The 25,271-nt window shown below is 39.3% G+C and carries 14 protein-coding genes and 4 pseudogenes; 12 read left to right on the top strand and 6 right to left on the bottom strand.

The genetic code is table 11. The features are described from left to right. Nucleotides 1-176 precede the first annotated feature (176 nt). Nucleotides 177-2,087: pseudogene (locus tag AA980_RS11790) on the top strand (bifunctional 2',3'-cyclic-nucleotide 2'-phosphodiesterase/3'-nucleotidase); the annotation flags it as partial. Nucleotides 2,088-2,154: 67 nt separating this feature from the next. Here AA980_RS11790 and AA980_RS11785 read toward each other — a convergent pair. Beyond that, nucleotides 2,155-2,757 carry an HAD hydrolase-like protein gene (locus AA980_RS11785; RefSeq protein ID WP_024027648.1) on the bottom strand — a complete coding sequence of 201 codons (603 nt, stop codon included), beginning with the start codon at nt 2,755-2,757 and terminating at the stop codon, nt 2,155-2,157. A gap of 207 nt (nt 2,758-2,964) precedes the next feature. Between AA980_RS11785 and AA980_RS11780 the strand changes: the two genes are divergently transcribed. Further along, complete coding sequence (locus AA980_RS11780) at nt 2,965-4,269, top strand: alkaline phosphatase (protein WP_024027647.1); 1,305 nt, start codon at nt 2,965-2,967, stop codon at nt 4,267-4,269. Nucleotides 4,270-4,410: 141 nt separating this feature from the next. On the opposite strand, the gene AA980_RS11775 is transcribed toward AA980_RS11780, so the two are convergent. Together AA980_RS11775 and AA980_RS11770 are read right to left on the bottom strand one after the other, a co-directional pair. After that, complete coding sequence (locus AA980_RS11775) at nt 4,411-5,325, bottom strand: phosphotransferase (protein WP_024027646.1); 915 nt, start codon at nt 5,323-5,325, stop codon at nt 4,411-4,413. 127 nt (nt 5,326-5,452) lie between these two features. After that, nucleotides 5,453-6,652 (bottom strand): CynX/NimT family MFS transporter, encoded by a 1,200-nt coding sequence (locus tag AA980_RS11770; protein WP_034723654.1) that lies wholly within the window; start codon nt 6,650-6,652, stop codon nt 5,453-5,455. Between the two features lie 108 nt (nt 6,653-6,760). Between AA980_RS11770 and AA980_RS11765 the strand changes: the two are divergent. Then, nucleotides 6,761-9,137, top strand: a pseudogene (locus tag AA980_RS11765) (alkaline phosphatase PhoX); the annotation flags it as partial. A gap of 1 nt (nt 9,138) precedes the next feature. Beyond that, nucleotides 9,139-9,372 (top strand): annotated as a pseudogene (locus AA980_RS11755) (choline-binding protein D); the annotation flags it as partial. 112 nt (nt 9,373-9,484) lie between these two features. Here AA980_RS11755 and AA980_RS11750 read toward each other — a convergent pair. Next, nucleotides 9,485-10,090 carry a M15 family metallopeptidase gene (locus AA980_RS11750; RefSeq protein WP_407937461.1) on the bottom strand — a complete coding sequence of 202 codons (606 nt, stop codon included), beginning with the start codon at nt 10,088-10,090 and terminating at the stop codon, nt 9,485-9,487. Nucleotides 10,091-10,655: 565 nt separating this feature from the next. Between AA980_RS11750 and AA980_RS11745 the strand changes: the two genes are divergently transcribed. The 4 genes from AA980_RS11745 (at nt 10,656) to AA980_RS11730 (ending at nt 19,877) form a co-directional block, all read left to right on the top strand. Continuing rightward, a complete protein-coding gene (locus AA980_RS11745) occupies nt 10,656-15,827 on the top strand; it encodes a lamin tail domain-containing protein (RefSeq protein ID WP_047771595.1) in 5,172 nt (1,723 codons plus the stop codon). 180 nt (nt 15,828-16,007) lie between these two features. Next, nucleotides 16,008-17,555, top strand: a complete 1,548-nt coding sequence (locus AA980_RS11740) for a spore germination protein (protein WP_024028665.1) — start codon at nt 16,008-16,010, stop codon at nt 17,553-17,555. After that, nucleotides 17,555-18,664, top strand: a complete 1,110-nt coding sequence (locus AA980_RS11735) for a GerAB/ArcD/ProY family transporter (protein WP_024028664.1) — start codon at nt 17,555-17,557, stop codon at nt 18,662-18,664. The genes AA980_RS11740 and AA980_RS11735 overlap by 1 nt, the downstream gene beginning before the upstream one ends. Continuing rightward, nucleotides 18,639-19,877: a Ger(x)C family spore germination protein gene (locus AA980_RS11730; protein ID WP_024028663.1), complete on the top strand. Its 1,239-nt coding sequence runs from the start codon at nt 18,639-18,641 to the stop codon at nt 19,875-19,877. The genes AA980_RS11735 and AA980_RS11730 overlap by 26 nt, the downstream gene beginning before the upstream one ends. Before the next feature lie 606 nt (nt 19,878-20,483). Here AA980_RS11730 and AA980_RS11725 read toward each other — a convergent pair. Then, nucleotides 20,484-21,386 (bottom strand): DMT family transporter, encoded by a 903-nt coding sequence (locus AA980_RS11725; RefSeq protein ID WP_024028662.1) that lies wholly within the window; start codon nt 21,384-21,386, stop codon nt 20,484-20,486. A gap of 221 nt (nt 21,387-21,607) precedes the next feature. On the opposite strand from AA980_RS11725, the gene AA980_RS11720 reads away from it, so the two are divergent. Continuing rightward, nucleotides 21,608-23,143 carry a multicopper oxidase family protein gene (locus AA980_RS11720; RefSeq protein WP_024028661.1) on the top strand — a complete coding sequence of 512 codons (1,536 nt, stop codon included), beginning with the start codon at nt 21,608-21,610 and terminating at the stop codon, nt 23,141-23,143. A gap of 43 nt (nt 23,144-23,186) precedes the next feature. On the opposite strand, the gene AA980_RS11715 is transcribed toward AA980_RS11720, so the two are convergent. Then, nucleotides 23,187-23,369 carry a hypothetical protein gene (locus tag AA980_RS11715; protein ID WP_024028660.1) on the bottom strand — a complete coding sequence of 61 codons (183 nt, stop codon included), beginning with the start codon at nt 23,367-23,369 and terminating at the stop codon, nt 23,187-23,189. 339 nt (nt 23,370-23,708) lie between these two features. On the opposite strand from AA980_RS11715, the gene AA980_RS11710 reads away from it, so the two are divergent. From AA980_RS11710 to AA980_RS27595, 3 genes and pseudogenes are all read left to right on the top strand, one after another. Beyond that, a complete protein-coding gene (locus AA980_RS11710; RefSeq protein WP_047771592.1) occupies nt 23,709-24,176 on the top strand; it encodes a DUF3995 domain-containing protein in 468 nt (155 codons plus the stop codon). Between the two features lie 39 nt (nt 24,177-24,215). Then, nucleotides 24,216-24,689, top strand: a pseudogene (locus AA980_RS27600) (GNAT family N-acetyltransferase); the annotation flags it as partial. 6 nt (nt 24,690-24,695) lie between these two features. Then, nucleotides 24,696-25,145, top strand: a complete 450-nt coding sequence (locus AA980_RS27595; RefSeq protein ID WP_034724109.1) for a GNAT family N-acetyltransferase — start codon at nt 24,696-24,698, stop codon at nt 25,143-25,145. The last annotated feature ends 126 nt before the right edge of the window (nt 25,146-25,271 follow it).

The raw sequence follows: 25,271 nt of genomic DNA, 5'->3' as shown, positions 1-25,271 counted from the left end.
AATGAACCTGGAATCATGCTCAGCCATGCTTCCAGGTTCATTTTTTTAAAATTTAAAGTAAAATCTCCCAATTAGGTCATATTCTTGGAAAAAGATACAAATACTATTTTCGTTTGTATGATTTTATAAGGGAGGTTTATCGATTGGTTAAACAAGTTTCCATCTTTTTAGTGTCCATGCTGCTCGTGGTTGCACAGTTCCTGCCTTTACATGCCAAAGCACAAGGACCTAAAGGGACTGTTCAGCTGCGGTTGCTTGAAACGACCGATATCCATGTTTTCTTAGCGAATTATGATTATTATCAGACAAAACAAGACGACAAGGTTGGTTTGGTGAAAACCGCTACCCTCATCAAACAGGCACGAAATGAAGTGAAAAACTCCATGTTGTTTGATAATGGGGATGAGATTCAAGGGAATCCTTTAGGTGACTATGTAGCAAAAGTAAAGGGATTAAAAAAAGGCGAGGTCCATCCCGTTTATCGCGCCTTTAATCTATTAGGTTACGACGCTACTACAGTGGGCAACCATGAATTTAATTATGGGCTAGACTTTTTAGCCGAAACCCTTAATGATGCCAAAATGCCTGTTGTGAATGCGAATGTCTATAAGGCTGGAACAGAGAAGCCTTATTTTGAACCATATGTCATTTTGAATAAAAAGGTTATCGATAATCGTGGAAAAAAGCAAATGATCAAAGTAGGTGTCATTGGCTTTGTAACGCCACAGATTATGGAATGGGATAAAGCTAATTTAGAAGGGAAAGTGGAGACGAAATCCATTGTGGAATCCGCGAAAAAATATATCCCGATGATGAAAAAGAAGGGGGCAGATGTCATTGTTGCCCTTGCCCATACGGGAATAAGCGGCGAACCTTATCAACCTGGAATGGAGAACGCGGCTTACTATTTAACACAAATAAAAGACATTGATGCCGTTTTGACAGGACACCAACATAACACCTTCCCTGGTCCTATTTATAAAGATTTAGCAAATACGAATCTTGAGAAAGGAACCATCAATGGGAAACCTGTAGTAATGGCGGGAGCATTCGGCAGTCATCTTGGAGTCATTGACCTCCAATTACAAAAGCAGCGTGGAAAGTGGAATGTGGTTGACAGTAAGGCTGCATTAAGACCGATTGTCGATGCAGATGGTAAATCGATTGTGCAAACAGATGAGAAATTAATGAAGGCGATATTACCAAAGCATGAAGGGACGATTAAATATGTTAATCAACCTGTCGGAGAAACGACTGCCCCAATATTTAGCTATTTTGCTCTCATTCAGGATGATCCTTCTGTTCAAATTGTAAATAATGCACAAACTGATTATTTAGTGAACAAATTAAAGGACCCAGCCTACAGTAAATATGCAGGTATTCCTGTTCTTTCAGCAGCAGCGCCATTTAAAGCAGGCGGCCGAAACGGTCCTGATTATTATACAGACATACCTGCAGGAACATTGGCGATAAAAAATGTCGCGGACCTATATTTGTATCCAAATACTCTTCAGGCAAAAATCGTGAATGGCGCACAGCTTAAAGAATGGCTGGAAATGAGTGCTGGGCAATTCAATCAACTGGATCCAACTAAAACGGGTGAGCAGCCATTAATTAATCCGGATTTTCCATCGTTTAATTTTGATGTGATTGATGGTGTGCAGTATCAAATCGATGTGACAAAACCGGCTAAATATGATGGTAACGGAAATGTCATCAATGCAGGGGCAAGTCGAATTGTGAATCTCACCTATCAAGGTAAGCCTGTCGTAGCAGACCAACAGTTTATCGTCGCGACAAATAACTACCGTGCTTCAAGCACCTCTTTCCCTGGAGTCAGTCAGGGTGAAATCGTCTTAAAGGCTCCAGATGAAAATCGGCAAATTGTCACGAACTATATTCAAGCGCAAAAAACGATTAATCCATCTGCTGACCAAAACTGGTCATTTGTAAAATTCAAAGGTACGGTGGTACCGGTGTTTGATTCATCAACGAAGGCACAAAAATACCTTAGTCAGTACCCTAATATTAAATATATTGGACCATCTAGTGGAGGATTTGTAAAATATTCGATTAATTTAACGGAATAACCAGTACTTGAAAGGCTGCCCCAATTAATTTAGGGGCAGCCATTTTAATGTATAATTCAAGTTTCTAACTATTAAAGGAGTTCTGCTTTGTTTCCTGAAGCGGGTTAATAACCATCGGAATATAGTCCGCATAGCTATCAATGTGGAAATCAGCTTCAATGTTTGGATTTTGAAAAGCAACAGTTTTAATCTTTAACTGTCTTGCAGGAATCAAATCCAATTCGCGGTCACCCACAACCAAATCAATATGGTGGCTTTTTAAGACAAATTCATAAGAAGAACGATGAGGTTTTCTCGTGAAACCTTGTTCTTCAACCGATACAATTTCTTTAAAGTATGTGGCTAAATGGAATTTTTCAAGGAGATAAATGGTGGATTCCTTATCTCGATGAGTCACAATAATATTGTTAGCCGCAGCAGCTAAAGCATTCTCTAGGTGATCAAAGGGTCTGCTATACAGCTTCGAGTAGTGATTATGTAAATTTTGGTATTCTATTCTTTTCTCCTCACTAATACCATAGTGTTTAAAGGCGGTTTTGGAATCTTTTTTTAGCCATTTTAACACTTCACTGCGGTCGAGTTCTTTTTGACTCAGGCTTATGAATCCTTCAACAAGTGCCGGATAGGTATCAAATAAGGTTCCATCAAAATCCCACAATATATTCATCAAAATCTCCCCTTCAAAAAAGTTACTCTAAAGATGTTATCATATACAGCTGCAATTGCTAAGTCGGAAGAATGTTAAGAAGATTTATAATTTTTGTAAAATTATTGTGTAATCTAATAAATTCTCCCTTTTGTATGTTATAAAAGGAGTGTGAATAAGTGGTATCAGTTGTGATTACTACGTTAAAAAGAAAGGGTGTTGTTAACTTTGATACATTCCGCAGTCCTTCAACATGATAGTAAACTGAATTCAATCCATCCTATTTTGAAATTTAATGGAACGAGGAAAGTAAAAAATGTCATCTTACTAATCGGAGATGGGATGGGTTTTTCATATACTACTGGTCTTCGCTACTTCAATCATGCGTCTCAAAACGGATTCATGACTCCCACAATATTTGACCAATACTTTGTTGGCTCCCAATCAACCTATTCATTAGACAGTGAAAGTAATATAACAGATTCCGCCGCAGCAGGTACGGCATTAGCGACGGGGTATAAAACCTATAATGGTGCTCTTGGTTTAAACATTGATCAACAAGCTGTGCCGACAGTTTTAGAATATGCGAAATTTCGAGGGAAGTCTACTGGTTTAGTAGGAACAAGTCAGATCAATCACGCAACATTGGCTGCCTTTGCCGCGCATATTGAATCTCGAGAACAATATGATCAAATTGCTGATGACTATCTTGATGAACGATTAGAAGGCAATCTGAAAATTGACGTAATGCTTGGTGGTGGAACATCCTATTTCGTTCGGAATGACCGAAATTTAGTAGAAGAGTTTGTTAAAAATCGTTTTGGCTATGTAAGCAACTTACAAGAGCTTGTTACGAATAAAAACGAGCAGCTGCTTGGTTTATTCGCACCGGTTGAGCTGCCAAAACAAATTGACCGCAATTCGACTGTTCCATCCCTTTCCCAAATGACGAAAGCAGCTCTTCAGCGCTTGCAGCTAAATCCAAATGGTTTTTTTCTGTTAGTAGAAGGAAGTCAAATTGATTGGGCGGGGCATGATAATGATATTGTAGGGGCAATGAGTGAGGTTAAAGACTTTGAAGCAGCCTTTAAAGCGGCGATCCAGTTCGCTTCCGATCGAGAGGATACGATTGTCATTGCGACAGCAGATCACTCAACCGGGGGAATGAGCATTGATCGAAATGATAATTATAAATGGAACCCGAATGTGATTAAATCGATTACCTCGACACCGTTTGTGATTGCCAGACGATTGCATGATACAAAAGATATGACCATATTAAAGCATCATATGCCCTTTTCACTTCATGAAGAGGACTTGAAAACCATCCAATTAACGCTAGACATGGCAGTAGAAGACACAAGGCAAACACTCATTGACATCATCAATCATTATTCCAGTACGGGCTGGACAACAAAAGGGCATACGGGAGAGGATGTTCCCGTTTATGCGTATGGTCTAAATAGACATTTGTTTAGCGGAAGAATGGAAAATAGTGATATTGCAAGGATTCTTTTTCAGATAATGGATTAAAAAGCCGAGGCAAACCTATAAATGAGATGAGAAAAAGAAGTGTACAATGTGTAATTTCTTTATATTTAAATTGTAAAATTATTGTAAAACTTTCCGTGAAAATAAAATAGGCGAACAGTGATTGATACTGTTCGCAAAAATTCATCCGTTTAATGCTAAAAATAATGTTGAACGACATTCGTTTACTAATTCATCATCCTTTTGATCATCCGCATATAAAAGGAGTATGACGTTTGTATAAATTGCTTTGAACCTTGCGATTTTTTTTATTTCAGGTTGAACATCACCATATATTTTGAAAAAATGTTCCCTGCCTTCCGCAGGAAGAAAACTATAAACAATCGATAAATCGATCGCCGGGTGTCCAATATGCGTATCGCCCCAATCAATTACTGCTGAAACTATGCCATCCTCATTTACAAGCATATTGCGAATATGTAAATCACCATGAACGAGTGTTTTGGTTTCATCCTCTAAAGGTTTCTCTACAGATGAAAGAAAGAATTGCAGCGGCTCCACTGCATCCAGATCGATTAAACCTTTTTCCCTGGCTGATTCGATATTTGCTTCCAGCATTGGTTTTCTTTTAGTGATATTGATTCGCCCCAGTTGGTCATAAGGAATTTGGAGCTTTTCTGCATCTATTATCGGAAAATTATGCAGTGTTAGTAAAAATCGAGCCAAAGGTTCTACCGAAGACATTCGCTGTTCGAGTGTCAAATTAGTGGGTGTTTTTCCTAATAAGATAGTGTATCCTCCAAATGGCCACGGATATTGATCTTCTGGAATGCCTTGAAATTGTGGATTTGGAACAGGAATTGGCAGCAAGGGAGCTAACACAGGAAGGAGCCGATTTTCAGTTTGAATTAAGTGTGCTGCCATTTCTCTTCTAGGAAAACGAAAAACGTATCGATTATTTACGAGAAAAACGGAATTATCAAACCCTTCACCCAATACCTTCACTGCTACTGGCTTAAACTCTGGGAATTGGTTCTCAATGATCCTACTCGCTCTTTTTTCCGAAATTACCTGCTCAGGAGACCAAGGCTGACTCATTTCATCCACCACCATTTTAAAACTTCTATTATTATAATATCATCTACATTCTGCCCGAAAGTGTCCTTAAATGAAATCATCGGTAAATAGGCGGACAGTTCATAATTACTGTTCGACCTGTGCACTATTAAACATACCGATTGCGGCCTGATAACATACCAAATAGCATCATTACAATAGAAATCAAGATAAGCGTGATAATTGGAACTGTCCAGATATGGGTTTTATCAAACAAATATCCAATAATAAGGGGACCTACTGCCGCCAGGACATATCCAGTTGATTGTGCCATTCCAGATAACTCAGCAGCCTGATTAGCATTTCGAGCACGAAGGCCGATATAGCTTAGAGCAAGTGGAAAATTTCCACCTAATGCAATCCCAATTAGAATAATACTTGTTATTAATATCGGATAGGACGAGCCTAAAAGTAATCCACCATAACCAATTACAGAGAATAACCCTAACACGAAAGCAACCCATATTTGGGAACGATAACGTCCTGCAAAGACTGGGATGAAGAAACTCGCGGGTAATCCCACAAGCTGGGTAAATGACAGTAGCCAGCCTGCAGTCCCCATCCCTATTCCTCGACTATGTAAAATCTCAGGTAACCAAGAAATCGTTACATAAAATAAAAAGGATTGAAATCCCATAAAGATAGCGATTTGCCAGGCAAGAGGTGTACGCCAGATGTGATAAGAGGTAACACTAACTTTTATTATTCTTTTTTGACCTCCTTGCTTAAATTTGAGTAGAAAAGCCCATACCAAAATAGCGATTACGACCGGTATTCCCCAAACAATTAAAGCTCCCTGCCACCCAATGCTCAAACCAGTTGCTAAAGGGACACTTACTCCTGATGCTAATGATGCAATCAAGCCCATTGAAGTGGAATAAACACTTGTCATAAGACCAAATTTCTGTGGGAATTTATCCTTTACAACCACTGGCAACAGAACATTACCAATCGCTATCCCGGCCCCAATAAAAAGAGTCCCAGTGAAAAGAAAAAACGTCATTGGGATGGAGCGAATCCCTATCCCGATTAAAAGAGCGATCAAACCAACGAGTAACGTCCGCTCATTTGTTAACCGATAGGCGATTTTGGGCACAATAGGCGACATGATGGCAAAAACAATTAAGGGCAAACTCATCAATAAGCCTGCGCTCCAATGTGCTAATCCAACATCTTCCTGAATCATTGCAACTAACGGTCCTACTGATGTAATAGCAGGGCGCAAATTAAATGCGACAAGGACAATCCCTGAAACGAGCAGAAACATATATATCGATTTCGTACGTGTATTCGATTTTTGTAACTCCACAAAAAGAACTCCTCTCATATAAAAAAACCTCTTAAAGTATATCATGGAAAACTATGACAGTCACTGTTTGCCCGATGATACTTTAGCTGCATGCACTTTAAAAAATAGATGGAAAATTTACAATTCTTCACATGCGCTAAACATTCTATTAACCGTAGCTTAATATTTTTGAGTTTTAATGGAGAGGTAATCAAAATTGGGGGAGGAAATGAAAAAATGAAAAAGCGATTGACGGCTGTATTAGCCCTTAGTTTAATGATTCCTGCAGTAACACCTGCGGCTGCGGCAGGGAAGGATATCACGATCAACTCTTTTAAGTTTAACTCAATGAAAGCTCCAGCTACCATTGAAGAAATGGTACAAACCTATACAGGTGCATCCGTGGATGTTACGTATAGTAACGGGGCCACGAAGAATTTCCCACTTACTTATAAACAGTTATACCTTTCAGATGAAAAAATTGTGACAAATAAAGGGGTAAAAATCCCGGCAGGAACCCCTATCGATGTTAAAGGGGATCCCATTATTGATAGAAGTATCCCAGGACAAGAATCCTACTATATTTCTGATGCACCAGATTCTAATAGTTTAATGAATGTGGGCGGGAATCTATTCCTAGTATCCCATTTTGAATACCAAACTCTTGACAGCTCAGGAAAATCAGCTTACGGGGTAGTTCCAGCATCTATGACCTTAACCGCATTAAATCAAGATAAAAAGAATGGCGAATTATCAGTTAAAGAAGCTAAAAAGGTTGATTTTTCCCTCGTAAATGGACTATGGATTCCATGTAATGGTTCTACCTCTCCATGGGGAACCCATTTAGGCTCAGAAGAATATGAGCCAAATGCCCGCCAATTTGAAGCAGAAATTGGGACAGATAAAGATTCAACGAATGTGAAAGGCTTTGCTAAGCTATACTTTGGTGATGAAGCGAAAGGAAATCCATATAACTATGGATGGATTCCTGAAGTGACTGTACAGCCAAATGGTGATACCAGCGTGGTAAAACATTATAGTACTGGCCGTTTTTCACATGAAATGATGCAAGTAATGCCAGATAATCGGACAGCTTTCTTCGGTGATGATGGAAACTATACCGTTACGTTCATGTATGTCGCTGACAAAGAAAAAGACTTATCTGCAGGGACCCTATATGCCGCTAAATTTGGACAAACTAGTACAGAAAATGGCGGAGCAGGTAATCTTGAATGGATCAAGCTTGGTCATGCGACTGACGATGAAGTCAGAGCGATTATTGACAAAGGTACAAAATTCAGTGATATTTTTGAAACAGCCAGCCAGCCAACAGAAGGCTTTACGGCCGTTAAAACCGATTCCAGTGGAGCAAAAGTAGAATATTTAAAAGTAAAGCCAGGGATGGAAAAGGCTGCGGCGTTCTTAGAATCCCGCCGTTACGCAGCCCTAAAAGGGGCAACAGCTGAATTCCGTAAAATGGAAGGTTTGGCAGTAAATGAGAAAGATAAGAAAGTCTACATGGCCATGTCTGAGATCGGAAAAGGGATGCTCGAAGATACAAATAAGGTTGACCCTGTCGATGATATCCGCTTACCACAGATTCTTGCAGGTGGCACCTATGAATTGAACCTAACCGGCGGACAAAAGGATAAGGATGGCAATACTATTGATAGTAACTACGTTGCCTCCGCAATGAAAGCAATTGTTGTCGGTGAGGACTTAGCTGCACCAGATGCATATGGCAATAAAGCTAATCCCGATAAAGTATCTAAACCAGATAACTTAAGCTACTCGGAAAAAATGAGAACCCTATTCATTGGTGAAGATGGCTCGGAGCACACCAATAACTTTGTTTGGGCCTATAACATTGATACAAAAGAATTGTCCCGCGTGTTATCAGTACCAGTGGGAGCAGAAGCAACGGGCTTACGTGTCCTTGATAACTTTAATGGATTCTCTTATATTTTGAGCAACTATCAGCATCCTGGGGATGAACTTCAAAATTTCCAAGGAACGGCAGTTGATAAACAAGCATTAGAGAAGGCAATGGAAGAGGGCATTGGCATCCTGAAAAAAGGCGGTATTGGTTATATCGCTGGCATGCCGCAATTAAATGATCTCCATGTTGGCTGGCATCTTGTTTCTGGTAAATGGTTCTTCTACGATGAAAAAGGTGTGATGCAAACTGGCTGGGTAAAAGTCGGATCGCAATGGTATTTCCTAGATGAGTCGGGTGAAATGAAAACCGGATGGGTGAAAGACGGATCAAAATGGTATTATCATGCGCCATCGGGTGAAATGAAAACCGGCTGGGTGAAAGATGGAGCGAAATGGTACTATCTAGCATCATCAGGTGAAATGAAAACAGGCTGGGTGAAAGACGGATCAAAATGGTACTATCTAGCAACATCAGGTGAAATGAAAACCGGCTGGGTGAAAGATGGAGCGAAATGGTACTATCTAGCATCATCAGGTGAAATGAAAGTAGGCTGGGTGTGGATCAAAANGGCTGGGTGAAAGATGGATCAAAATGGTACTATCTTGCGTCCTCTGGTGAGATGAAGACTGGCTGGGTGAAAGATGGATCAAAATGGTATTATCTTGCATCCTCTGGTGAGATGAAAACAGGCTGGGTCCAAGTGGGACAAAAGTGGTACTATCTATATAACGATGGCAGTATGGCAGCAAACACCACCATCAATGGCTACAAAGTCAATAAGAATGGTGAATGGATTAAGTAATGCCTATATAGTTCAAGAAAGGCGAACAGTGATTTTTGCTGTTCGCCTTTCTATGTTGATTTATTGCTGAAATTTACCGGAAAAGTGCATGTCAGACGCCATTTACGCCACCTTATTGGATGTCTGCCGTCACGGATGATTCAGCGGGTCTCTCGCCATTTTGTAGTTGAGCAATAGTCAAGCCAAAGTCCATTTGTAAATGAGGGTAATCTTTAAATTTAGCCCAGTCGCCGCCCCATTCAAACCCTAAAGTTTTTGCCAATGAAACAACTTCGTTCCAATCTGCCTTTCCATTTTTATTTCCATCATAATCCATATCCCAAATCACGTTTCCAGAAGGGGTCTTTAGCGCAAAATCAATGGCTAGCCCAAAATTGTGGTAGGACTCTCCGCCTTTTGCATACGTAACAATACTTCCCTCAGCCGAACGACCCTTTTCATACAGTCGATTCTGATCGTCCGCACTTCGGAAACCATCGGTAATCACGATGACAATTCCTTTATCCGCTGCTTGTTGGACCAATTGATTGGTCCGTTCCTTCACAATTGGATGAAGCTCAGTTGGTAAAGAATTAGAATGATTTATGTTCCGTTCTGTAAAAGGATTAGATTCCTTAAAAAACAGATTAAAGAATAGGAGAGCGATTAGCACAAGAATAAATAGATAAATGGAACTTCCTATCCGTTTTAGTTTCAACACAACATATTCCTTTCGTATCAAAAATGATTTCACTTTGTAAGACGTAAACAAGAGCTTAATTGTTTCATATTATTGTAAACCATATTTTGGGTGCATCATAGTAGCACAAGACATTAAAAATATGGATAACATTAAAGGAGGGCACTGAAAAAGTCCCTTGAATATTGATTGTGTGTCTAAATTGTCTGTTGATTTCCACTCCAGGCGGCTTCGCTTTCCGCGGGCGTGCCGGTGAGCCTCCTCGGCGCTAGCGCCTGCGGGGTCTCACCAGTCCCGTACTCCCGCAGGAGTCTTCGCCGCCTTCCGCTCCAAACAACAGAGTTCTTTTAATTAGATAGATACCTTTATGAACAAACAGACGACTTTAAAATTCACTTTTGGAATTTTAAAGTCGTCTGTTTAGTTGTGCTTTAGAAATTCTTGAAAAACCGAAGGTTTTTCAGTGCCCTTCATTAAAGAAATATTCCATTTTTACAGAAAATAAACAAAATTAACAAACAGTTATCGTTTGCTTAAAATTTACTTAACAAAATGTAGGTAGAATGGTACATGGTGGAAATTTAACTGAGAAGAGGGGAAGAATGTGAGAGTTGGGAAGGTTAGAAAGAAAGTAAGGAAGTTGTTCGTACTTGCCTGTATGTTCGCGATTATTCTATCAAATCTTAGTTTGGCGGCTCCAAGTAAGCGAATTTATGCAGAAGAAATGCCAAAGGATGAACAAAATGTGGATCCTGCTAAAACAGAAAATAGTCAAAGTGAACCTGTGGATCCAAGTCTACAAGGTCAAGGTCAAGATGAATCAGCTGCATCAGATCAACCCAGTGATAGTCAATATGAATCAAATGACCAAAGTCAATCAGATGACAGTCAAAATACAGAAACTGACAAAAATCAACCAATTGAACCATTAACGGAGGAAACTCATTCAGTAAAAGATGGTTCTGTATCTAGTCCACCACAAGAAGACACATCAGCAAAATCAGGTGAAAATCAAACAGATGACAATGCTGCCTCTCAAGCAATAAACGGAGTTGAAGAAGATTATAATCAGTTTCCTCAGCTGTTGATTACCGAGCTTTCTCCCAATTCTAAAGGATCAGGGACGGATTACTACGAGTATATAGAACTCTATAACAATACCAATCAACCACTTTCTCTAGAGAATTATTCATTTATTTATAAATATACAGACACGGGAGTGGAAAAGCCATTTCTCGTTCCGGCTGTAACGATTGCACCACAGCAGACGATTGTCTACTGGTTTAATAATGGCAACCTTACGTTAGCAGACTTTAATGCGAATTTTGGCCTGAATTTATCGGCTGAGCAGGTAGTAGAGTTTAAAGATGTGTTCCCTGGATTTGCAAACGGCGGGTACCGTGCCCTCGTGATTAAGGATAAGGCTGGGAAAGAGATTGTATCTGCAAGCTATTTAGGCGAGGAAACCGATAACACTGGCGCTGGGATTGAATACAAATATCCGGCATCAGGAACAGCGATGGATAAATATCGCGTGTTGGCAGCGCCGACACCTGGAGCCATTGAAGCGGAGCAGGTTCCGGTAAAACCAGTAAATCTGGATGAAATCCCGAAGGACGAAGAGGCGCCAGTTATTAAACATACACCTGTAACCGATAGTGATGCTTTTTCGCCTATAAAAATAGAAGCAACGGTAACTGACAACATGGCCGTACCATTTGTCACCCTTCATTATAAAATAGGGGAAGAGAAAACTTTTACATCGGTTTCCATGAATGCAAGTAAAGATGATTCAACTAAATACTTTGCCGATATCCCCGGTGTAAATGTAGAGTCCGATATTACATACTATATCGAAGCTTCTGACGGTACTAATAGTTCAAAAACAGAAGAATATCTCATTACTGTAAAGAAATCCACTATGGATTATAATAAACTTCCAGCCTTTTTAGTTACAGAGCTTGTCCCGGATTCTACTAATGTGGGTTCAGCTGATGGCTATGAATTTATTGAAATCTATAACAATACGGATAAAGATGTGAACTTTAAGGATTATAAGATTCAATATCGCTATGGCACCGATCCGGCAACAGACGTTATTTGGGCTTCAATCCCGGATGTTGTGTTGGTTCCTTCTCAAAAAACGCTCGTCTTCTGGATTATTAATGACCAAAACACGGAAAAAACAGTTGCTGATTTTAATGCGAATTATGGATCGAATTTGGTGGAAAACAAAGATATTGTAAAAATTTATAGTGCGGGAATGGCCAATGCATCGACAAGAGGCCTCGTTGTGGCAACCAATACGAAAAAGGAAATCGCAGTTGCCTACTATAATGAAGAAGCAAATGTGCTTGATACCAAGCCGGATAAAGGGATTTTCTATAAATATCCGCTGGATGGGTCGACTAAAATGGCAAAAATCAGTGCTGGTGTGAAAGACGCTACACCGGGAATGGTTGATCCATCCCAGGTTCCGGCACAGCCGGCCCACATTAGCGATGATACCATCAAGCCTGTGATTGAAAACATGACAAAGGTAACGGAAGTGAATCAAAAGGATAACATTCAAATTGTTGCCGATGCTTCTGATGACAGGGAAGTAAAAACAGTACGTTTATTTTATCGTCCTAACCATCAACAGGAATACAACCAGGTCCTGTTAGCGGAAGATTTCGATGATATGATGTATCACCATACGATTTACTCTCCCGAAATCATCGGGAATCAATACGTGGAATATTACTTTGTTGTCTCAGATGGTACAAATGAAGTAACGAGTGAAACATATAAAATCACTATAACGAATGATTTGGACGATTCCAGCTTGCGCTTGAATGTGAAATTGAATGAGATTGTTTCCAAAGAAATGATTCTTAAAGGAACATCTAAATCGGAATCACCGGATCAGGTAAGACTTTTCATTGATGGCTCCGAATTGACCGAAAATACGTACCAATCGTTGGAACATGATGCGTATTTTGCTTTTGAAGCGAGCGGAGTGGATATATTTTTCCAAAATGGGGTTACCATGGGAGATGACATCATCCGAATTTTTGATGATGGCATTACGAACTGGGATACGATCACCGTACCAATTGATGCCGATCGCCTGAAGATTGGAGAAAATGTGATTACCATTCGTTCTGGTAATAAAGCATCACCATTTCAATTAGAGGAATCTAAAGAAAATCGCGATGATTTTGATATTAGAAATGTTCGTTTAGTTTTAGCAGACGGCACGATTTTACGAGACCCTATGAAAAATAACCCCACGAAGGTTTATGATATGGGGGATGACGGAACCTATCGGCCATTTGAAGATTTCAAGTTTACGATTACATCGGATCAAGCTCCTTCCAAGTCCTACAAATGGGATACCACGAAGGCAGCTGAAGGAAAACATGTTGTAAAGGTACAAGACTCCGATGAAGAAGTAACAGTTTCAGTAAACGTCGATAATACTGCACCAGTGATTACAACCAACCTTGAGGATGGGAAGGAATACAAGGGCAAGTTTGACATCCAGGTCGATGTGGCTGATGCCATTGCAGGCGTGCAAACACTTCAAGTCATGCTGGATGATGAGGAAATAACGGTTCCATATGAAACAGCTTCGTCAAAATTGACGCCTGGTGACCATACGCTGACTGTCACAGCCTTTGATAAAGTAGGAAATAAGGCAGAGAAGATTGTTCGTTTTTCAGTTGTGAATGAAAATCCAAACAAGCCTGAGCTGATTTCACCGACAGATAGGAGTTCAACTCCTGTAGATGGAAATCCTACTTTAAAGGTAAAAGTAACCGATCCAACTAACGACGATTTAGACGTTACCTTCTTTAAGGGCTTTAAATATGATGCCAGTCAAACGGATCGTGTAAAGGCATTTAAAAATGCTACAGATACAGAACCGCCAAAAGCAATGGTTCCTGACGGTGAACAAGCCCTTACGGCGGATGATATATCACTTGTTTCAAAGGAGGATCAGCAGTACTTAGTGACGGATTCAGCCACGCAATTTCCTTATCAGCGGTTTGAAGTGGAAGTGGATGGTTCAGTTGACGAAACAGACCTTGTTGTATTGGAGTGGAAGGGGAATTCTCTGCCAGGCAGAAAGGTATCCATGTATGCATGGAATCATAAGCTTGGCAATTGGTCAATGATTCAATATAAAATCGCTGGAGAAGAAGATTTTGAATTGAAAGGGAATGTGGCTGTCAGCGATTTTGTCAAGGATGATAAGATTAACGTGTTAATCCAAGATGAAATCCCTGCAACTTCTGACCAGTATGATTATACATTCGTGTGGATGTCAGACACGCAATATTATTCGGAAAGCTATCCATATATTTATGAGCGGCAAACAAAGTGGATTGCAGAGAAACAAGAGGAGATGAAAATCAAATATGTATTCCATACAGGTGATATTGTCGATAAAGCAGACAAGGAGGACCAATGGCAGGCTGCCGATAAAGCTATGAAAGTGCTTGATGATAACAATATTCCGTATGGAGTCTTAGCTGGAAATCATGACGTAGACCATAAGACGAGTGATTATACACAATATTATAAGTGGTTTGGCGAAGATCGCTTTAAGGACAAGCCATACTACGGTGAATCTTATAAAAATAACCGCGGCCACTATGATTTAATCTCAGCTAATGGAAATGATTTCATTATGCTATACATGGGCTGGGGGGTGGAAGATGAAGATATTAAGTGGATGAATGATGTCTTAAAACAATATCCACACCGTAAGGCAATTTTGAGCTTCCATGAATATCTTCTAGTTTCCGGCAACCGGAGTCCAATTGGCGAGCAGTTATATCAGCAAATAGTGCTGCCAAATAAAAATGTCATTGCAGTTCTTTGCGGTCATTATCATGACTCGGAAACATTGGTTGATGCAATCGATGATGATGGCGATGGGATACCAGACCGCCAAGTTTATCAAATGCTTGGCGATTACCAAGGTGGGCCTGAGGGCGGCCAAGGATACATGAAGCTGCTTCATTTTGATCAAAAAAATAACAAAATTATCGTTAATACGTATTCACCGTATTTAGATAAGTATAATTATTATGACCCAATTGAATTTCCAGAGAAGGATGAACGGAATTTAGAAGTAGACTTGGAGCCGAAGCTAAAACGCGTCGCGACTGACTATTTTACAGTCAATGTTTATACCGATACTGAAATCGGTAAGGCAGAAAACATTCCAAGTGGGTCTATTGCTCAAGCTGAATGGAAAGGATTAGCCGAGAATCAATCGTACTCTTGGTATTCAGTCGCCGAAGATAACTATACCGGAAGAGCTGTCTCTGATATCTGGACATTTACAAAAGGGAAGGATGAAAATCCAAATTCAGATCCAGATCCAGATCCTGTTCCACAAGAACCATCTGATCCTAAAGATGGGCAAGGAAACAATCCTGGGAATAACGATGGTTCTACCGATCAAGGGGACAATCCTGGGAATGACGATGGTTCTAGCGATCAAGGGGACAACCCTGGGAATAACGATGGTTCTACCGATCAAGGGGACAATCCTGAAACTACCGATGGTTCTGTCCCCGGTACATCCAATACGGATGGATCAGGGAAAGGCGGCAATTCAAAAGGAACAAGTCCTGACAAGAAACCAGCAGCTCAAGGCACTCATTTGCCTTCAACCGCGACAAACACATTTAACTTACTTCTTATTGGAATTTTGATCATCACCATTGGTGGAACAATGTGGGTTTTAAGACGGAAATCAACTGGAACCGAGTATTAAAAATAGTAGATGGCGATGCGGAAAAACCGCATCGTCTTTTTAACATATTGGAGAAAATTCCGATTATTATGGAGGGTATTAAAAGATGATGAAGAGCATGTTAAGAATTTATGTAATATCAACAATACATAAACTGCCCCTAAAAATGGAAAGATAAATAAAAATTGGGGGTGGTCCGGAATGAAAAAAAACATCTTAGTCTCATTAATTAAGATTTTCAATAAGGAGCCCCAATTCAACGAACAATCCAATGCGAAAATCATTTATTTAAAAGAGCGGGATATTACCGGGCATTATGACCAAAATTTAGCGACTTTTAAGTCAATTTTTAGTATACCGAAAAATACAGATGTGAAAATCCGTGAATTTACCATTCGTGCACTAAAGCGCCGTGCCTTTATACTATACATCGGCACCATGGTGGACAGCGAAAAAGTTCAGCAGAGCATTTTGAGGCCGCTTATTGAAAACGAACGGCCAACTGGAAAGATACAAGATATTATTTCTTTTCCGGTTGAAAAGACAACCACCAATATTGGTGATATTATCAATAACATCACAAGCGGCATCACCGCGCTTTTTATCGATGGAGATCGTCAATGCTATATATTTGAAACAACACAAGTTCAAGGGCGCAGCATTGAGAAGTCCGATAATGAAGTCATTGTCAGAGGGGCAAAAGAGTCCTTTAACGAAAGGCTCGCAGATAATATTGGGTTAATCCGTAAAAAAATTAAAAATGAAAATTTGATTGTTGAGGGATTGGTGGTTACAAAACGTTCCCGAAACGACATACTGCTTGTTTACGAAAAAGACCTAGTAAATGATGAGTTACTTCAGAAGATCAAAGATCGGATTCATATGATTGATGCAGATAGTGTCATTGATTTAAGTATATTGGAACAATATTTGGAGGAAAGGCCTAGGTCGCTGTTTCCTACGATCCTTAACACGGAACGTCCTGACCGGGCAGTCTCTTTTATTGAAGAAGGCCACATTATTTTGTTAATGTCCAATTCACCAAACTGTCTTGTTCTGCCTGCTACCTTTTGGGCATTGTTTCATTCGCCGGAAGATCATTACCTGCGTACTCCATATGGTAATTTCATTAGGATTTTGCGATTCATTGCATTATTTATCTCTGTTTTTGCGTCATCCTTTTATATTGCAATTACAAACTATCATGTCGGGATGATCCCGCCTGATTTGTTAATGGCATTTGCAGGAACAAGGGAAAGGGTTCCCTTTCCGTCTATAATTGAAATCTTAATGATGGAACTTGCCTTTGAACTGATTCGCGAAGCCGGGCTGCGTGTGCCTTCTCCAATTGGACCAACAATTGGAATTGTAGGAGCCTTAATTCTGGGACAGGCTGCTGTTCAAGCCAATGTCATTAGTCCGATAGTTATTATTGTAATCGCCTTAAGCGGCTTAAGTTCCTTTATTATCAGTGATGTCAGCATGAATTTCGCTATTCGTATATCGCGCTTTTTGTTTATTTTTGCCGCAGGCTTTATGGGTATCTATGGACTAGCTGCTTTGGTTGTGAGCGGACTGTTTTATTTAGTTTCATTAAAATCTTTTGAAGTCCCTTACTTTGCCCCAATGACACCCCGTTTCTTCTCGGCAAAGGACTTAATTATTCGTCATGTGCCCATCAAGGAAAGGTTTCGTCCAGGGTATTTAAAACCAAAAGATATGGTCAAACAAAGAGGGGATTCAAATTGATGAAGCAGCAGCCGGGGAAGCTAGGTATCCGAGAATATGTATCAATTACGGTTTTGATGGTTGGTTCAAAAGCATCAGAAGATACACCATCCCTTTTGTCCATTCAGGTGCAAAACGCAGCTTGGATGATTCCAATCCTATCTGCTGGACTCTTCTTTATCCCGCTCTTTTTATTAATCAAGACGATATCGCTATTTCATGAGAAAGACTTGTTTTCTGTCATTGAAAAATTATTTGGAAAATACATTGGCTTTTTTGTTTGTCTAGTTATTTTTGCCATCAGTTCATTTGGCATTTCAGTTGATTCAAGAACGTATACAAATATCATTAGGGCCTATTATTTTAATACAACTCCTGTATTGGTCCTTTACGGTCTTTTCATGGCGGTTTGTGCCTATGGGGCAAAAAGGGGAATTAGGAATGTGGGGTCCGTTTCTTATCTGCTTATCTTTTATACATTACTCTCCTTGTTTATTGCATTATTATTATGTACTCGAGAAAGTAATATTCAAGCAATCATGCCGATTTGGGGACCTGGGAAATGGGAAGTTTTAAAGGGAAGTTTGAAAAACCTGTCTCTTTATGCTGATTTTTTTCTGCTCACCATGCTTGTTCCTTACTTAAGGTCAAGTAAAGAATTTCGACGAGGCACTTGGATTGCCTATATTTTCACTATTATTTTGACTAGTGCTGCTACGATCGTTTTCGTTTGCATGTTTGATCAATCTTTAGGGGGAATCGGCTATCCGTTCCATTCGGCAATTCGTTATATTTCACTTGGAAGTTATATTCCAAATCTCGAAATCATCTTTTTTGTGATCTGGATTATGGGGGCGTTTATTCGCTTTACAGCCTTTTTGTATATTAGTGCTCTTATGTTTGGTCATCTGTTTAAAATTAAAGATTTCGAATACTTGATTCCACCACTGGCTGCCGTTTATTTATTGATTGGGGCTATACCTGAAACTCCAATTGATGTTAGCCTTGAGTGGAAATCTATTGTTCGAATGACAGCGGGTCCTGTGTTTACTGCCATTTCGCTTATTATCTGGCTGGCTGCTTTGTTAAAAGGAGAATTCAAACATGCAGAAAACAAAAATAGTATGTGAAATTTTGTTGATATTCATCCTTGTTTCTACCTTAACAGGCTGTTGGGATCGTGAAGAGCTTGAGGACCGAGCATATGTAATTGGAATTGGACTCGATCGCTCCAAAGCTAAAGGGAAAATTAAAGTGACCATGCTGCTGGCCAATCCTGAAGTGGGGAGTATGCAGGGCGGCGGCGGTTCAATAGAAAAGCCGCGTGAAATTATTTCATTTGATGCCAATGATTTCGTTACGGCGAAAGTGACAGCAAATGCGATCATCTCTCGAAAGATTAGTTATGATTTATTAAAGATTATGGTGGCTTCTGAAGACCTAGCAAGACAACCCTTGTTTTATAATCTCATTAATGACGCTGCCTATGATAAAGAAATTCGGATGAATGTTTTTTTAGCTGTATCAGAAGAAAAGGCCAGTAAGTATTTTTTAAAGAATCGTCCGAAAATGGAAACAAGGCCACATAAGTACTTCCAATATATGATCGATCATGGAATTGAAAATGGGCTTATTCCTGATTCTACTCTTTTTCGCTTTTTTAAAACGACCGAAAGGGGAACAGACCTTTTTTTGACGATGAACACAACAGCTACCAGAAAGAAGGACACTAAAATGAAAGGGGAGGACGAATACTATGCCGGGCAAGTAAATGCAACAGGGGAATTCGATGATACTCAATTTATCGGGTCGGCAGTATTTAAGAATGGAGTAATGATTGGCAAGTTGACCGGTCAAGAAACAAGTATTGCCAATACTCTTGATGATACAACGAACATTAGTGATTTTTTAGCGGATATCCCTAATCCCTTTCCAGGCAAACGGAAATCATTTGCAATCAGAGTCATGAAAAGAGAACATAATAAAGTGAAAATGGATCTAAAGGGCCCTAGGCCAAAGATTTTTATCACCCTCCCGTTAGAGTTTGAGTTTAAGTCAAACCCATCAATGGTCGACTTTTCTAAGAAAAAGAACCAAGCAATCATAAAAAAAGAAATAGCCCGCCATTTTAAAGAACAATTTGAGGGTTTATTAAAAAAAACACAGAAACAATATAGAGGTGCACCATATCCGTTATCCTTTGATGCCCGAAAATATTTTGGGACTATTCAGGAATATGAAAGATTTAATTGGAACAAATCGTTTCTAAAAGCAGACATTTACGTAAAGCCAGATGTTGAAATTGTCGATTATGGAAGCTTAACAAAGAAGGCGGGTAATTAGGTTGAAATTAGTCACTGTCATTGTGTTGCTAGTTATTTCTATATATACCTTTGGTTTCGCCGTCTCATTATGGAAGGAGAAACAAAAATTCGGGTCGGCAGCGGTTTTTTTTCTTACCCTGGCTATTCTTATTCTTCCATTATTTTCAATTTTTTGATACGAATATTAGGGCTTCTGATTGGCAAAAAGGCGTACAGAATCCTCACTGTCCGCCTTTTCTTTCTTGTAAGGACAAATCAATCAAGAAAGATCCCGTTCGGTAGCTTATCGAGGTTATAAGCTACCGAACCTGTCAAAAAAGAAAACGTTGGGTAGCTTATCGGGCTTATAAGCGACCGAATCCATCAAGAAAGATCCCGTTCGGTAGCTTACCGGGATTATAAGCGACCGAATCCATCAAGAAAGAACCAGTAGGGTAGCTTATCGAGGTTATAAGCGACCGAATCCAGCAGGAAAGAGTCAGTTGGGTAGCTTATCGGGATTATAAGCGACCGAATCCATCAAGAAAAAACCAGTAGGGTAGCTTATCGGTCTTTAAAGAGTAATCTCTGTCGTCTCAATCAGCTTAGAATCATAGTCTAGTAAATCTCATTGGTCAGACGCCCCTTACAGAGAGGTAGTGGGAGTCTGCCCTTTTTTTCCTGCTTTTATCTCCAGTTTTTCACTTAAAAAAGTCGCCCCTAGGACAAGAACACCGCCAATCATTTGAATAAAGGTCATGCTCTCGCTTAAGAATATCGCTGCGATGATGACGGCGGAAATAGGATCGATATAGCTGAGAACAGCGATCGTTTGCCCTTTTAGTTTTTGAAGCGAAGTAAAATATAAAAAATAACCTAACCCTGTATGTACAATCCCTAGGATTAAGATAAAAATAATGGAGGTTGAGTTTATACCGGCCAAATTTAGTTGTCCCTGCCACCATATATAAGGAAACAAGACCAAAGCAGCGGCCATTAATTGTACTAAAGTAGTTTCAAAGCCGGACAAATTTTTGATGAATTTGTTCATTAATATAGCACTTGCATAGAATGCTGCCGCTAAAAGGCCATAGAAAATACCTACTGTATGATTCTGTGAACCGCTTGTACCGCTAGACCCATTATTCACGATTAAAAACAAACCAACCATTGCCATGATGATACAGACAATTTTCACACTCGTCAGCTTTTCTTTCAGGAGCCATGGTGCTAACATCATCACAAAGATGGGTGCAAAGTAATAGCTGATCGTGGCATTGGAAATCGTCGTATAGCGGTATGCCTCAAAAAGAAAGATCCAATTAAAGCCAACAGCCGCCCCCGATAACAGCAGTAGAATGGCATTTTCCTTTAAGGCTTTTAAAGATGGCTTATGTTTGACTAGGAAACAAGCAAGAATTAGGAATATACTGCCGATTACTCCTCTTAAAAACGCAATTTCACTTGAAGTCAGATCAATCTTTTTGACAAAAACCCCGATGCTCCCAAATATGAGCATGGCCGTAATGAACCTCATTTTCCCTTTCATTCCCATCCCCCTTTTTTATTCTTAATCCAATCACAAAATGAAAGATTTCTCAACTGGTTTTTATGCTATTCGGCTTTATAGGCGACTGAATCCATCAAAAAAGAGTCCGTTCGGTAGCTTATCGTGTGAAGAAAATGTTAAGAGTTGACCATGGATGGTGATACTGATTGCTTTTTTAACATAAAGTGATGGTAACCATTTGTAAAATTAGGAGCGGACATATGAATCTTTCAAAATTTGTTGATGAACTCCCTGTGCCTGCTGTTTTAAAACCTCGTTATAAAGATCGATTCCATACCTATTATGAAGTGAATATGACACAGTTTAAGCAATCCCTCCATCGTGACTTGCCTGAAACAACAGTATGGGGCTTTGAAGGTGCGTATCCAGGGCCGACGTTTGAGGTGGAAAGCGGTGAAAAAGTTTTTGTAAAGTGGATCAACAACTTGCCTGATAAGCATTTGCTGCCGATCGACCATACAGTTCACGGTGCCCACTTGGGTGTTCCAGAAGTCAGAACGGTCATTCATTTGCACGGTGCAAGTGTTGAGCCGGAAAGCGACGGCTATCCGGAAGCTTGGTTCACGAAAGGGTTTGAGCAAGTAGGACCTCATTTTTCAAAGGAGATCTATCGCTATGATAATTTTATGCCCGCTTGCACTCTCTGGTATCATGATCATGTCATTGGGATTACCAGGCTCAATGTGTATGCTGGATTAGCAGGATTTTATCTGGTAAGAGATCAAAGGGAACGTGAATTAAATTTACCAAGTGGACAATTTGATATTCCGCTAATTATCCAAGATAAATCCTTTCTTCCAGATGGTTCGCTTTCTTATCCGAAACAGCCCAAAAAGCCGGTGAAGGAATTAGATACCTCTATCATTCCTGAATTTTTAGGAGATGCCATCGTGGTGAATGGGAAAGTATGGCCCTATTTCAACGTGGAACCGCGTAAATACCGTTTCCGGCTGTTAAATGGATCGAATACCCGTTTTTACCGACTTAAGCTAGATTCGGAGCAGCTTCTTTACCAAATTGCTACAGATAGCGGCTTAATCGAATATCCGAATGGAATCAAAGAAGTCATTTTGGCGCCTGCAGAGCGGGTAGAAGTGATCATTGATTTCACTAAACTTGAAGGAAAAAGAATCGTTATGACAAATGATGCCCCATTTCCGTTTCCAGATGGCGAGCCAGTAGATTCTAATACGGTTGGAAAAGTGATGGAATTCCGAGTGGTTCTGCCGCTTTCAGGCAATGATACGAGTGTCATTCCGTCTTTCATGGTGCCTTTTCCGAAAAGGAGAGTGCAGACAGCCTCAAAGTTTAGGTTTCTAGCCTTAACATCAAAAATGGATCAGTATGGTCGTGAAGTGATGCTGCTCAATGATCAAGATTGGGATGCCCCGATAACCGAAAACCCAAAATTAGGGCAGACAGAAGTATGGTATCTCCTCAACCTTACAACCGATACACACCCGATCCATCTTCACCTAGTCGATTTCCAAGTTATTGACCGCAGAGCTTTTGACGTTGAAAAATATAAACAGAAGGGAATTCTCGATTACACTGGCCAGGCAATGCCTCCGACTCCACAAGAAAGAGGGCGGAAGGATACCGTCATTGCCTATTCTAATCAGGTTACTCGGATAATTATGAAATTTGGACCTTATACAGGATTGTATGTGTGGCACTGTCATATCTTGGAGCATGAGGATTATGTTATGATGAGACCGTTTTGCGTCATCCCATGATGCCGATTTTGCGATAATTGAATACAAAAAAAGTATAAGAAAGTTAATAAACTTTTCTTATACCGGATAATCGGATGGAGAAAGAATTTTGCTGTTCATCTTTCAGCGAAAGAATTTGTTCGCGCAAATTTAGGCGATAGACACGTCCTTTAATAGTTTGTAAAATACCATTTTTATCATAGTCAATTGTGACAAGTTTTCTTTCAGCCAGTTTTTTTAAAAACATTCAGATTCCTCCCTTCATAAGTAATGGTTCATACAATGACATTGTAAACTGAACATATTAAGAAATAATGAAGTAGTTGTTAAGGATAGATGTTAAAAAGGTAAACATTTTGGAAATCATGAACTCACAAATCATAGAAAGGGTGCGAAAATTTGTTTCGCACCCTTTAAGTTGGTATGTAAACTACGAAATTAGAAGATGAAGGATTTCTCAACTGTTTTTTACTACGAGATGAATGAAGATTTAAAATATTGAGAGTGAGTATATGGTAAAATAAGTTGGATGGAAATGGCATCTTTAGCAGTTCGTTTGAAGTTGTTGTAAAATATCGACATTTTAATGAGGAGCAATTTTATGGAAACTAAAAAGTGGATATTGTCTTTTGGGGTGTTATGGACGATTCTTTTTTCCGGCTTGAGTTTTTATTGGGCAATGGGAGGCATGTTTGGTGTTAGATCCCTTGGAGGATCCATTTATGAAATGGCATTAAACCCACCACCATCGTTTGTAAAAATAGTTTGGATAACTGGATTCATCAAATTGCTCGGAGCCTTATTGCTTATGATGCTGTTAATTAAATGGAGAAAATCTTGGATTCAAACGACACTCTATCTCATAACGAAGATTTGTGGACTATTACTTTTTTTATATGGTTTGTTCAATTTCATAACAATATCCCTGGGTGCAATGGATGTTTTAAACCTTGAATTGGAAAGGTACGCCACCTTTTGGAGGTTAGTCTTTTGGGAGCCTTATTGGATGGTTGGGGGTATACTTTACTTTTTTTCGATTAAAAAAACGAATTAAGAATGGATGGTCAAGTAAATGGCAGTTTGGAGGAATAAAATGCATCAACTAATTTTTAAGAAATTTGAAGCAACAGATTTTCAGGATTACTTCCGACTAGTATCGAATGAACAAGTTATGGCTCAAATTACAGAACGATCAATTCCATTAAAAGAGGCTCAAGTAAACTATCAAAAATTAATAAAACGTAATGAAAAATATGAGCTATATGGCTCATATAAAGTCTACAATAGTGTAACGAATGAATTTATTGGGCTTGGACATTTAACATTAAATGAAAACGAAATTGAAGAAGCTGAAATTGGCTATATGATATTACCTGAATTTTGGGGTAAAGGATATGGTAGTGAAATTGCAAAAAAACTAATTGAATTAGCTAAGCAAACAAAATTGATCATTCTGAAGGCGATTATTGACCCAGAAAATATCCCGTCTAGAAAAATTTTAATAAAGCAAGGATTTACATCAGAGAAGATTTGTAAAATCGAAGGGCTACCTGGTGAAATTTTAAGTAAGTTATTGAACCAACACAAATTCAATATAACTCAGTATAGTCCCAAGTATGCTGAACAGACAGTGGCTATGTGGCGAGATAGTAAGGAACAGGCTATTGGCCAGAAAGAAATTCACAGCTTTGAAAATCACCTATATTTTTTAAATTCTATATTACCTGAACAATTTCAAATAGATTTAGCGTTAATTGATGAACAAGTAGTTGGAATGATTGCCTATAATGAAAGGGAAATAAGCCAGCTTTATATTCATAATGATTATCAAGGAATCGGATTAGGTCAAACATTACTAGACAAAGCAAAAGAACAATCAAGTGGGAGATTAACATTATATACATTTGAAGTAAATGAAAAGGCACAACGATTTTATGAAAAACATGGATTTAACAAGATTGGTTATGGACATGAAAATGAAGAAAATTTATCTGATATTCAATATGAATGGATGTCCAAATAAATAAAGTAATCACGTAATAAAATAAGTATTGGGGCAAGTAATACCTTGAGGCATTAAGAGGTGATCGGTTTGGTGAAAACAGATAAATAGCCTCCAAAAATTCATAAATACAATTTTAGGAGGCTA

This window comes from Neobacillus vireti (genome assembly GCF_001026695.1).
Classification (GTDB): domain Bacteria; phylum Bacillota; class Bacilli; order Bacillales; family Cytobacillaceae; genus Neobacillus; species Neobacillus vireti.
Note: the sequence above shows the minus strand (reverse complement) of the source record. Positions and strands in the feature narration are given on the sequence as shown.